The sequence below is a fragment of the Paracidovorax wautersii genome, from assembly GCF_031453675.1.
In the GTDB taxonomy this organism is placed as follows: domain Bacteria; phylum Pseudomonadota; class Gammaproteobacteria; order Burkholderiales; family Burkholderiaceae_C; genus Paracidovorax.
The window spans coordinates 2,440,591-2,452,174 of the sequence record NZ_JAVIZX010000001.1 but is presented as its reverse complement, the minus strand read 5'-3'; the positions used below and the strand labels follow the sequence as shown (position 1 = coordinate 2,452,174).

9 protein-coding genes are annotated in these 11,584 nt (G+C 68.6%); 5 read left to right on the top strand and 4 right to left on the bottom strand.

Features of this window, described 5'->3' with window-relative positions; all coding sequences use genetic code 11:
* Positions 1–50: 50 nt before the first annotated feature.
* Positions 51–1,166: an acyl-CoA dehydrogenase family protein gene (locus tag QE399_RS11070; RefSeq protein WP_309828730.1), complete on the top strand. Its 1,116-nt coding sequence runs from the start codon at positions 51–53 to the stop codon at positions 1,164–1,166.
* 126 nt (positions 1,167–1,292) lie between these two features.
* Positions 1,293–2,672 carry an alpha/beta fold hydrolase gene (locus QE399_RS11065; RefSeq protein ID WP_309828729.1) on the top strand — a complete coding sequence of 460 codons (1,380 nt, stop codon included), beginning with the start codon at positions 1,293–1,295 and terminating at the stop codon, positions 2,670–2,672.
* A 94-nt stretch (positions 2,673–2,766) separates the two neighbouring features.
* Here the strand turns inward: QE399_RS11065 and QE399_RS11060 are convergent, their stop codons facing one another.
* The 4 genes from QE399_RS11060 to QE399_RS11045 form a co-directional block, all read right to left on the bottom strand.
* Complete coding sequence (locus tag QE399_RS11060) at positions 2,767–4,050, bottom strand: TRAP transporter large permease (RefSeq protein WP_309828728.1); 1,284 nt, start codon at positions 4,048–4,050, stop codon at positions 2,767–2,769.
* A gap of 27 nt (positions 4,051–4,077) precedes the next feature.
* The gene (locus tag QE399_RS11055; protein WP_309828726.1) at positions 4,078–4,593 is read right to left on the bottom strand and encodes a TRAP transporter small permease; all 516 of its coding nucleotides are present in this window, start codon (positions 4,591–4,593) and stop codon (positions 4,078–4,080) included.
* Between the two features lie 97 nt (positions 4,594–4,690).
* Positions 4,691–5,674 (bottom strand): TRAP transporter substrate-binding protein, encoded by a 984-nt coding sequence (locus QE399_RS11050; protein WP_309828724.1) that lies wholly within the window; start codon positions 5,672–5,674, stop codon positions 4,691–4,693.
* A gap of 236 nt (positions 5,675–5,910) precedes the next feature.
* Positions 5,911–6,468 (bottom strand): HNH endonuclease, encoded by a 558-nt coding sequence (locus QE399_RS11045; protein ID WP_309828722.1) that lies wholly within the window; start codon positions 6,466–6,468, stop codon positions 5,911–5,913.
* A 278-nt stretch (positions 6,469–6,746) separates the two neighbouring features.
* On the opposite strand from QE399_RS11045, the gene QE399_RS11040 reads away from it, so the two are divergent.
* From QE399_RS11040 to lspA, 3 genes are all read left to right on the top strand, one after another.
* Entirely contained in the window at positions 6,747–7,793 is a 1,047-nt protein-coding gene (locus QE399_RS11040; protein ID WP_309828720.1) for a bifunctional riboflavin kinase/FAD synthetase, read from the top strand.
* A gap of 127 nt (positions 7,794–7,920) precedes the next feature.
* The gene (gene ileS / locus QE399_RS11035) at positions 7,921–10,806 is read left to right on the top strand and encodes an isoleucine--tRNA ligase (RefSeq protein WP_309828719.1); all 2,886 of its coding nucleotides are present in this window, start codon (positions 7,921–7,923) and stop codon (positions 10,804–10,806) included.
* Entirely contained in the window at positions 10,806–11,306 is a 501-nt protein-coding gene (gene lspA, locus QE399_RS11030; protein ID WP_309828717.1) for a signal peptidase II, read from the top strand. The genes ileS and lspA overlap by 1 nt, the downstream gene beginning before the upstream one ends.
* The last annotated feature ends 278 nt before the right edge of the window (positions 11,307–11,584 follow it).

The window sequence follows — 11,584 nt, the reverse complement described above, 5'->3', positions numbered from 1 at the left end:
GTGGGGGGGCGCACAAGCGCCCTGCCCTGACCAACTTTTGGAGACATGACATGGATTTCGATTTTTCTGAAGATCAGCAATCGTTGCGCGATGCGGTACGCCGCTGGGTGGAGAAGGGCTACGGATTCGAGCGCCGCAAGGGCATCGTGGCGGCGGGCGGCTTCGACCGGGCGGCCTATGGCGAACTGGCCGAGCTGGGCCTCACGGCGCTGACCGTGCCCGAGGCGCACGGAGGCCTGGGCCAGGGCGCCGTGGACGCCATGGTGGCCATGGAGGAGCTGGGCCGCGGCATCGTGCTGGAGCCGCTGGCGCAGGCGTTCATCGCCAGCCGCGTGCTGGCCGGCCATGCCCCCGAGGCCGTGCAGGCCGACTGGCTGCCCCGCATCGCCAGCGGCGAAGCGCTGGTGGTGCTGGCGCACCAGGAACGCAAGGCGCGCTACCGCCTGGACGTTTGCGAGGCAAAAGCGGCTCAAGCCCAATCAGGATATGCGCTTACAGCTACCAAAAGCATAGTACCCGCCGGCGACCAGGCGGATGCCTTCCTGGTGCCAGCCCAGCTGGACGGCCGCACGGCCCTGTTCCTGGTCGAACGCAGCGCCAGCGGCGTGACCACGCGCGGCTACCGCACGCAGGACGAATCCCGCTCCGCCGAGCTGACGCTGGAGAACGCGCCGGCCACCCTGGTCACCACCGACGGGCAGGCCGCACTGGAACTGGCCGTGGACACCGGCATAGCCGCCGTCTGCGCCGAGGCCGTGGGGGTGATGGACCAGACTGTGTCGCTCACCGTGGAATACATGAACCAGCGCAAGCAGTTCGGCGTGCCGATCGCCAGCTTCCAGGCCCTGCGCCACCGCGTGGCCGACATGAAGATGCAGCTGGAACTGGCCCGGTCCATGAGCTACTACGCCAGCCTCAAGCTGGACGAAGAGCCCGCCGAGCGCCGCCGGGCCATGGCCCGCGCCAAGGTCCAGTTGGGCCAGTCCATGCGCTTCGTGGGCCAGCAGTCGGTGCAGCTGCACGGCGGCATCGGCGTGACCGACGAATACATCGGCAGCCACTACTTCAAGAAGCTCACGCAGCTGGAGATGACCTACGGCGACACCCTGCACCACCTGGGCGAGGTATCGGCACGCATGCAGGACACGGCCGGGGTCTTCGCCTGAGCCGTCCGTTCACAGCGCGGTGCGGCGCTGCGCGGCACGCCACCGGGTTGCACTTCGTCGCAGTCCTGTCATGAACCGCATGGCACCCTCCGGCCCTGGCCTTTTCGTCCCCCTCTGGAGCGTTCCATGCATTCTTCCCTGTTGCCGCGCCGGTCGTTGCTGATGGCTGCCGCCGCTACGTCCCTGGTCCTGGCCGGCTGCGGTTCCAGCGCGCCCGAGCGCCCGCCCATCGTCTTCGTGCACGGCAACGGCGATACGGCGGCGCTGTGGCAGACCACGGCCTGGCGCTTCGAGTCCAACGGCTGGCCGCGCGACCGGCTCTACGCCATCGACGTGCCCTACCCGCTGGCCCGCGATGACGACACCGTGGCCCAGCCCGGCCGCACCTCCACGGCCGAGCACATGGCCTATCTGAAGGCCGAGGTGGACAAGGTGCTGCAGGCCACGGGCGCCCGCCAGGTCGTGCTGGTGGCGAACTCGCGTGGCGGCTATGCCGTGCGCAACTACATCCAGAACGGCGGGGGCGACCGCACGGTGAGCCACGCCATCCTGGGCGGCACGCCCAACCACGGCGTGTGGGCCATTCCCGGCTTCCGCGAAGGCAGCGAGTTCTCGGGCACGGGCCCGTTCCTCACGCGGCTGAACGCGCCCAAGAACGCAGCCGGCGACGAGGTGGCCGGCCCGGTGCGCTGGATGACCGTGCGCTCGGACAGTAACGACAAGTTCGCCCAGCCGGACGGCGTGTGGATCGGCCAGCCGGGCACCCCCACCAACGTGACCGCGGCCGGGCCTGAACTCAAGGGGGCCCAGAACGTGGTGTTCCCGCGCATCGACCACCGCGAGACCTCGTTCTCGCCCGTGGCCTTCGACGCCACCTACCGGTTCATCACCGGCGAAGCCCCCGCCCGCACGGACATCGCCGCCGAGAGCACCGTGGTGCTCAACGGCAAGGTGACGGGGCTCGGCCTGAGTTCCACCGACCCCGCCTCCGGCAGCTTCAGCAACAACCTGCCGCTGCCCGGCGCGCAACTGCAGGTGTTCACGACCGACCCGGCGACGGGCGCACGCACGGGCGCGCCGCTGCTCAGCCGCACCGTCGGCGCGGACGGCGTGTGGGGGCCGCTCACCGTCGCGCCGAACGTGCCGGTGGAATTCGTTCTCTCCGCGCCGGGCTATGCCACGACGCACATCTACCGCAGCGGCTTCCCGCGCGGCAGCGACCTGGTCCACCTGCGCGCCGAACGCATCGCCGACGCGGACCGCACGGCCGATGCCATCGTCACCTTCACCCGCCCGCGCGGCTACCTGGACCCGGCCCGCGACCGCATGCTGCTGGACGGCGCACCGCCTCCGGGCGTGCCCGCCGGTGCCGGGGTGTCCTCCGCCAAGGTCAAGCCCGCCGGGCCGCAGCGTGCGATCACCGCCGAGTTCAACGGCGAGCGGGTGACAGGCCAGACCTGGCCGGCCGCGCAAGGGCATGTGGTGCTGCTGGAGATCAGCCAGTAAGCAGTCTCATCCTTGCGCCACGGGCGCATGCCAAGAAAAAAAAGGGGGCCGTGGACAGCCCCCTTTTTTGTTCCTGTTGTGGTTCGCCGCGGTCTCAGAAGCCCAGCGCGTGCGGCAGCCAGGTCGAGATCGCCGGCACGAAGGTCAGCAGGATCAGCACCACCAGGTGCGCCAGCAGGAAGGGCGGCAGCTCGCGCGTGAGCGCCGCCAGCGGCACCTTGGTGGCGACCGAGGTGACGAACAGCAGCCCGCCCACCGGCGGCGTGATCATGCCCAGCGTGAGGTTGACGATCACCACCATGGCGAAGTGGATGGGGTCGATGCCCAGCGCAGCCGAGATGGGCGCGAGGATGGGCACCAGAATCATCACGCCCGGCAACGGCTCCATGAAGATGCCGAACAGCAGCAGCAGGATGTTGACCGCGATGAGGAAGGTGACGGGCGACAGGTTCCAGCCCACGATGGTCTCGGCCAGCTGCTGCGGAATGCCTTCGATGGTGAGCACCCAGGCAAACGCGGCGGAGGCCGCCACCACCAGCAGCACCGAGGCGGTGAGCAGGGCCGACCGCGCGGCGATGTGCGGCAGCGCCTTCCACTCCAGCGTGCGGTAGATCCACTTGCCGCACACCAGGGCGTAGAACACGGCCACCACCGAGGCTTCCGTCGGCGTGAAGATGCCGAAGCGGATGCCCACCAGGATCAGCACCACCAGCATGAGCGCGGGGATGGCGCGGATGCTGTTGGACACCATCTCGCGGCCCGTGGGGCGCGGCTCGCGCGAGCGGTAGTCGCGCTTGACGCACACGCGCCAGTTCACGAAGGCCATGGCCAGCGCGATCAGGATGCCGGGCGCGAAGCCTGCGATGAAGAGCGCGCCCACCGAGACCTGCTCGTCCTGCAGCGCATAGATGATCATGATGATCGAGGGCGGAATGATGGGCCCCACGATGGCGGTGCTGGCGGTGAGCGCCGCCGCGTAGGCACGCGAATAGCCCGCCTTGTTCATCATCTTCACCATCATCGAGCCCGGGCCCGCCGCATCGGCCAGGGCCGAGCCGGAGATGCCCGAGAACAGCGTGAGCGACAGGATGTTGGCGTGCCCCAAGCCGCCGCGCAGGTGGCCCACGAACTGCGCGGCGAAGCGCAGCAGCACCACGGTGAGCGCGCCGCCGGACATGATCTCGGCCGCCAGGATGAAGAAGGGCACGGCCATCAGCGGAAAGCTGTCGATGCCCGTGAACATCTCCTTGAACACGATCAGCTGCGGATAGCGCCCGCCGACGAAGACCGCGATCGCGGCCGACATGGCCAGGGCGAACGCGACGGGAAAGCCCAGCGCCATCAGCAGGATGGCGGAAACGAAGAGGGTGATGGCCATGGCGGGGTCAGTGCGTTCTCGGGGCCATTACAGCGAGGCCGCCGATTCGGCGTCCATCTCGTCGGATTCGACATAGCGGCCATCGCGCACGTAGCCGCGTGCCATGAACAGCAGGTGCACGAACAGCAGCACGAAGCCCACCGGCATGGCCGCGTAGATCCAGGCGAACGGGATGTCGGTGGCCGGCGTGGTCTGGAAGCGCGTGGCCCAGACGTACTGCGCCGAGAACCAGGCCATCACCAGAAAGAAGCCGCCCAGCGCCACCACGATGACACCGCGCAGCGCCCGCGCGGCGCCCGCGCCCAGCACGTGGTGCAGGTTGTCGATGGCCACATGGCCACCGAAGCGCAGCACCAGCCCGGCGCCCAGGAAGGTGCCCCAGATCATCAGGTGGCGCGCCACCTCCTCGGCCCAGATGATGGAGTCGCCCGTGGTGTAGCGCAGCACCACGTTGGCGAACACGATGCAGGCCATGGCCAGCAGCAGCAGGATGAGCAGCCAGCGGTTGCCGGCGACCAGGGCGCGCTCGAGGCGTTTCAGCATGGTGGTGGGTGGGGCGCCGTGCAGCGCCCCGTTCATTCAGGAAAAAACAAAGCCCGGCCAGGCCGGGCAGGGAGACTTCCGGCAGGGCCGGAAGGGATCACTTCACGCTGGTGATTTGGTCCAGCGTCTTCTGGCCGAACTTGGACGCGTACTGCTTGTAGGCAGGTTCCAGCGCCTTCTGGAAGGCGGCCTTGTCAACCGTCTCCACGACTTGCATGCCGGCGGCCTTGACGTCGGCCAGCCCCTTTTGCTCCACGTCGTCCACGAACTTGCGCGACGCCAGCGCGCCGGCCTTGGCGCCCTGCGTGAAGGCGGCCTTCTGCGCATCGTTCAGGCCGCCCCAGAAATTGGGCGACACGATCAGGGCCATGGGCGCGTACACGTGGCCGGTCAGCGACAGGTACTTCTGCACCTGCGGCAGCTTGGCCGACACGATGACCGACATGGGGTTCTCCTGCCCATCGATCGTCCCCTGCTGCAGCGCGCCGATCACCTCGGGCCAGGACATGGGCGTGGGCGATGCGCCCAGCGTGCGGAAGGCGGTGATGTGCACCGGGTTCTCCGTCACGCGGATCTTCAGGCCTTTCAGGTCGGCCGGCGCCTTGACGGGGTGCTTGTTGTTCGTCAGGTGGCGAAAGCCCTGCTCGCCCCAGGCCAGCGCAATCAGGCCGCGCTTCTGGAATTTGCCCAGCAGCTCCTGGCCGAAAGCGCCATCCAGCACCGCACGGGCGTGGGCCGTGTCGCGGAACAGGAAGGGGATGTCCACCACGCCCACGTCGGGCACGAAGTTGCTCAGGGCGCCCGTGGAGACGATCACCGCCTCGACCGTGCCCAGCTGCAGGCCTTCGATCAGTTCTCGTTCGCCGCCCAGGGCGCTGGACGGGAACTGCTTGAACTTGAAGGCGCCGTTCGTGGCCTTCTCCACCGTTCCGGACCATGCCTGGGCGGCCGCGCCGTAATGCGAGTTGACGGCCAGGGCGTAGCCCAGCTTCACTTCCTTGGCCTGCTGGGCGAAGGCGGCGGGGGCAGACAGGCTGGCGATGGCCGCGGCCAGCGCCAGACGGCGGGAAAAAGCGTGCATGGGTCTTGTCTCCTGAAGGAAGCCGCCGCCAGACCGGCGGGGCGTGCGAAAGCGCAGGCGATTCTAGGCCCTGTTCACGCGAGTTCAGGGTCGTGGAACCACGGATGACGCCGCAGGAAACCGGCGCCCGCCCGGCGCCACTCCCTGCACAGGCCCGACCGCGGGAGCCCCGTTCTGCCTCGGCTGTGCCTTCTCGTCCGCGGGCGCTGCTGCTACTACCCCGCCCACGCGGCCCTTCAGCTCAGCAGACGCGATGACTTGGGCACGTGCGCCATCAGGAACTCCATCTGGTCCGCCAGGATGCGGCGGTTGCGCAGGATGAAGTCCTCCCACAGGCTGGGCACGTAGGGCGTGTACAGCAGCGGCATGTGGGCCTGCTCGGGCGTGCGCGGGCCCTTGCGGTGGTTGCACGGGCGGCAGGCGGTGACCACGTTCATCCAGTGGTCCACGCCGTTGCGCGCGAAGGGCACGATGTGCTCGCGCGTGAGCTCGTGCTCCTGGAAGTGCCCGCCGCAGTAGGCGCACACGTTGCGGTCGCGGGCGAACAGCTTGCTGTTGGTCAGGCTGGGCTTGAGCTCGAAGGGGTTGATGGCCGGCACGCCCTTGGTGCCGATGATGCTGTTGACGGCGATGACCGACTGCTCGCCCGTCACCGCGTTGTGCCCGCCGCGGAACAGCGCCACCTGCGCACCCGACTCCCAGCGCACCTCGCCCGCGGCGTAGTGGATCACCGCCTGTTCGAGCGAAATCCACGATTGCGGCAGCCCCTGGGCCGACAGCTTCAAGACTTTCACAACTCGCCTCCTGCAGTCAAACGACAAGATCGGAACGCTGGTGTCTCGCGGGCGCCGTGCCAGGCACGCCCTGAAAGGGGTGACGATCGCACTGCCCGTACCCGTCGCAGAAGATGCGGCCAGGGCGGCCGACCTGCAAGGGGCGAAGGGCCGGGCTGCTGCGCATACCCGGGGAATCGTCACAGTCTCTCCCGCACAATATACTCCCAATTCATGACAAATTGGCGTCCAGCGCTTGATACACCTGCGCGGGGCGCTATCAAAAGAAAAGCATTCGGATGAAGATCTTCCGTGGCTTCCACCACCCTGGCATCGCAGAGGGCTGCGCGCTCACCATCGGCAACTTCGATGGCGTGCACCGCGGCCACCAGGCCATGCTGGCGCTGCTCAACAGCGAGGCGGCGCACCGCGGCGTGCCCAGCTGCGTGCTCACCTTCGAGCCCCATCCGCGCGATTACTTCGCCGGCCTGCTCAAGCGGCCCGAGTTGGCGCCCGCCCGCATCGGCACCCTGCGTGACAAGCTGGCCGAGCTGCGCCAGTGCGGCGTGGCCCAGGCCGTGGTGCTGCCCTTCAACGAGGCGCTGGCGCGCCTGTCGCCGCAGGCCTTCATCGACGAGGTGCTGGTGGCCGGCCTGGGGGCGCGCTACGTGCTGGTGGGGGACGACTTCCGCTTCGGCGCACAACGCGCCGGCGACTACGCGCTGCTGGACGCAGCCGGCCGCGCCCGGGGCTTCGACGTCGCCCGGATGAACAGCTACGAGGTGCACGGCCTGCGCGTGTCCAGCTCCGCCGTGCGCGAGGCGCTGGGCGCCGGCCGCATGGAAGATGCCGCCCGCCTGCTGGGCCGCCCCTACGCCATCTCGGGCCACGTGGTGCACGGCCGCAAGCTGGGCCGGGCCCTGGGCGCCAGCCGTGAGGGTGCCACCGACGGCTTCCGCACGCTCAACCTGCGCTTTGCCCACTGGAAGCCGGCCGCCAGCGGCATCTTCGCCGTGCTGGTGCACGGCCTGTCCGACGCGCCCCTGCCCGGCGTGGCCAACCTGGGCGTACGCCCGTCGCTGGACCCGGACGACATCAATGGCGGGCGCGTGCTGCTCGAGACGCACTGCCTGCAATGGCCCGCCCATCTGGGCCCGGAGGGGGCGTACGGTAAAATCATCCGCGTGGAACTGCTGCACAAACTGCATGACGAGCTGAAATACGACGGTCTCGATGCCCTGACGGAAGGCATCGCCAAGGACTGCAGCGACGCACGCGCCTACTTTGCGGCCCACGCCGCCACGCACACCGAAACCCGTCGCCAGACCACGCGCGACCGAATTTGACGGGCCCGGCCCGCTGCCGGCGCCGGGGCGCCGTCCGCCTGCCAGCCCGCCCGTCCGCCCCACCCCGCCCCCTGTTCCACGCTCCAGACGCGCTCTGGAGCGGCCCGCTTCCAAGGTCCCTGCCCCCATGTCCGACAACCAACCCTCCCCCACCGCCGCCGGCACGGATTACCGTGCCACACTGAACCTGCCCGACACGCCCTTCCCGATGCGCGGCGATCTGCCCAAGCGCGAGCCCGGCTGGGTGCAGGAGTGGGAGGACAAGGGCGTGTACAAGAAGCTGCGCGACGCGCGCTGCGGCGCGCCCAAGTTCATCCTGCACGACGGCCCGCCCTACGCCAACGGCCAGATCCACATCGGCCACGCGGTGAACAAGATCCTCAAGGACATGATCACCAAGGCGCGCCAGCTGGAAGGCTTCGACGCGCTCTACACCCCCGGCTGGGACTGCCACGGCCTGCCCATCGAGAACGCCATCGAGAAGACGCACGGCCGCAACCTGCCGCGCGACGAGATGCAGGCCAAGGGCCGTGCCTTCGCCACCGAGCAGATCGCGCAGCAGCTGGCGGACTTCCAGCGCCTGGGCGTGCTGGGTGAGTGGGACCACCCCTACAAGACCATGAACTTCGCGAGCGAGGCCGGCGAGCTTCGCGCGCTCAAGAAGGTCATGGAGCGCGGCTTCGTCTACCGCGGCCTCAAGCCCGTGTACTGGTGCTTCGACTGCGGCTCATCGCTGGCCGAGTTCGAGATCGAATACCAGGACAAGAAGAGCACCACGCTGGACGTGGCCTTCAAGGCGCACGATCCTGCCAGGCTGGCCGCCGCCTTCGGCGCGCCTGCGCTGAACAAGGACGCTTTCGTCGTCATCTGGACCACCACGGCCTGGACCATCCCCGCCAACCAGGCGCTGAACCTGAACCCCGCGCTGATGTACGCGCTGGTGGACACGCCCCAGGGCTACCTGGTGCTGGCCGAGTCGCTGGTCGCGCAGTGCCTGGAGCGCTTCGGCCTCACCGGCACGGTGGTGGCCACGACCGTCGGCGAGAAGCTGGGCGGCCTCGAATTCGAGCACCCGCTGTACGACGTGCCCAGCGAAGACGGTTCGTTCGGCTATCGCCGCCTGTCGCCGGTGTACTTGGCCGACTACGCCACGGCCGACGACGGTACGGGTATCGTGCATTCCTCGCCCGCCTACGGCCTGGAGGATTTCAACTCCTGCGTGGCCCACGGCCTGGCGCTCGACGCCATCCTGAACCCGGTGCAGGGCAACGGCACCTATGCGCCGGACTTCCCGCTGTTCGGCGGCCAGCACATCTGGAAGGCGGTGCCCGTCGTCATCGAGGCGCTGCGCCAAGCCGGCCGCCTGATGGCCACCAAGGACATCACGCACAGCTACCCGCACTGCTGGCGCCACAAGACGCCCGTGATCTACCGTGCCGCGGCGCAGTGGTTCATCCGCATGGACGAAGGCGAAGGCGTGTTCACCGACCCGGCCCAGAAGCCGGCGCAGACCCTGCGCCAGATCGCACTGGCCGCCATCGAGCAGACCCAGTTCTACCCCGAGAACGGCAAGACCCGCCTGCGCGACATGATCGCCGGCCGGCCCGACTGGTGCATCTCGCGCCAGCGCAGCTGGGGCGTGCCCATCCCGTTCTTCCTGCACAAGGATTCGGGCGAGCTGCACCCGCGCACCATGGAGATCCTCGACCAGGCCGCCGCCATCGTCGAGGCCGGCGGCATCGAGGCCTGGAGCCGCGTGACGCCCGAGGAGATCCTGGGCGCCGAAGACGCTGCCTGCTACACCAAGAGCACCGACATCCTGGAGGTGTGGTTCGACTCCGGCTCCACGTTCTGGCACGTGCTGCGCGGCACGCACGCCGGCATGCACCACGACGAAGGCCCCGAAGCCGACCTGTACCTGGAAGGCCACGACCAGCACCGCGGCTGGTTCCATTCGTCGCTGCTGCTGGCCGCTGCCATCTTCGGCCGCGCGCCCTACCGCGGCCTGCTGACGCACGGCTTTACGGTGGACGGCCAGGGCAAGAAGATGAGCAAGTCGCTGGGCAACACCGTCTCGCCGCAGCAGGTGAGCGGCAAGCTCGGCGCCGAGATCATCCGCCTGTGGGTGGCCTCGACCGACTACTCGGGCGACCTGGGCATCGACGACAAGATCCTGGCGCGCGTGGTGGACGCCTACCGCCGCATCCGCAACACGCTGCGCTTCCTGCTGGCCAACGTGAGCGACTTCGACCCGGCCACCGATGCCGTGCCGTTCGACGAGATGCTGGAGATCGACCGCTACGCGCTCACGCGCGCGGCCGAGTTCCAGGCCACCATGCTGGCGCACTACAAGGTGTACGAGTTCCACCCCGTGGTCGCCAAGCTGCAGCTGTACTGCTCGGAAGACCTGGGCGGCTTCTACCTCGACGTGCTCAAGGATCGCCTGTACACCACGGCGCCCAAGAGCGTGGCGCGCCGCAGCGCACAGACCGCGCTGTACCAGATCACGCACGCCATGCTACGCTGGATGGCGCCGTTCCTGTCGTTCACGGCCGAAGAGGCGTGGAAGACCTTCGGCCGCTCCGACTCCATCTTCATGGAGACCTACGGCAACGTCGGCGGCGCAGAAGCCAGCGCCAACGACGGCCTGTCCGCCAAGTGGGCGCGCCTGCGCGAACTGCGCGATGCCGTGAACAAGGAGATCGAGGCCCTGCGCGCCGCCGGCCAGGTCGGCTCGTCGCTGCAGGCCACGGTCACGCTCACGGCCGCGCCGGAAGACCATGCGCTGCTGGCCAGCCTGGGAGACGACTTGAAATTCGTGTTCATCACATCAGCTATCACTTTGATAGCTGGAAGCGCTTTGCAGATCAGCGTTACAGCCAGTTCCAATGCCAAATGCGAGCGCTGCTGGCACTACCGCAGCGACGTGGGCCAGGATGCGGCGCATCCGACGATCTGCGGCCGCTGCACCAGCAACCTGTTCGGCGCCGGTGAAAACCGGGTGTACGCGTGATGGCGCGCGCTTCCTCTTCCGCCCTGGGCGGCAAGCTGTGGCCCTGGCTGGCCTGGGCCCTGGTGCTGCTGATCCTCGACCAGCTCACCAAGACGCTGATCCTGGGCTACTACCGGCTGGGCGATGCCACCTACATCACCAGCTTCTTCAACATCGTGCGGGCGCACAACACCGGTGCGGCGTTCTCCTTCCTGGCAGACGCGGGCGGCTGGCAGCGCTGGCTGTTCACCGGCATCGGCGTGGTCGCCACGCTGTTCATCCTGTGGCAGCTGCGCGCCCACCCGGAGCAGAAACTGTTCTGCTTCTCGCTGTCCAGCATCCTGGGCGGCGCCGTGGGCAACGTGGTGGACCGCATGATGCACGGCTACGTGGTCGACTTCCTGGACTTCCACATCGGCAGCTGGCACTTTCCGGCCTTCAACATCGCGGACTCTGCGATCACCGTCGGCGCGGCCTGCCTGATCCTGGACGAACTGCTGCGGGTCAAGCGTTCGCGCTGAGACGGCCGCCCTCGGCCGCTGCAGGGCCCGCCACGTGCGGGCCTTGTGCGTTCACCGCCCAGGCGCAGGCGCGTCACAGTCAGGGCTTTGGCTGACACCGGCCCGCCCGCCGGGCGCTACGATGGATGCCCCTCCCCGCTCCTTGGCGGCGGTGCACCGCCCGGCGCGCAGGCCCCGCCCGTTCCGCGGCCCGGCATCCCTGCCGCGCCCGCGCGTATTCACAGGGCCGCACCAGTGGTTGCCACCCGATTCGCTATGGAATCAGGAGTATGCTGTGC

What these genes read in the sequence shown, in the direction of transcription:
- QE399_RS11065 (WP_309828729.1), top strand. Translation starts at nt 1,293, where the DNA reads ATGCATTCTTCCCTGTTGCCGCGCCGGTCGTTGCTGATGGCTGCCGCC.
- QE399_RS11070 (WP_309828730.1), top strand. Translation starts at nt 51, where the DNA reads ATGGATTTCGATTTTTCTGAAGATCAGCAATCGTTGCGCGATGCGGTA.
- QE399_RS11040 (WP_309828720.1), top strand. Translation starts at nt 6,747, where the DNA reads ATGAAGATCTTCCGTGGCTTCCACCACCCTGGCATCGCAGAGGGCTGC.
- QE399_RS11055 (WP_309828726.1), bottom strand. Translation starts at nt 4,593, where the DNA reads ATGCTGAAACGCCTCGAGCGCGCCCTGGTCGCCGGCAACCGCTGGCTG.
- ileS (WP_309828719.1), top strand. Translation starts at nt 7,921, where the DNA reads ATGTCCGACAACCAACCCTCCCCCACCGCCGCCGGCACGGATTACCGT.
- lspA (WP_309828717.1), top strand. Translation starts at nt 10,806, where the DNA reads ATGGCGCGCGCTTCCTCTTCCGCCCTGGGCGGCAAGCTGTGGCCCTGG.
- QE399_RS11050 (WP_309828724.1), bottom strand. Translation starts at nt 5,674, where the DNA reads ATGCACGCTTTTTCCCGCCGTCTGGCGCTGGCCGCGGCCATCGCCAGC.
- QE399_RS11060 (WP_309828728.1), bottom strand. Translation starts at nt 4,050, where the DNA reads ATGGCCATCACCCTCTTCGTTTCCGCCATCCTGCTGATGGCGCTGGGC.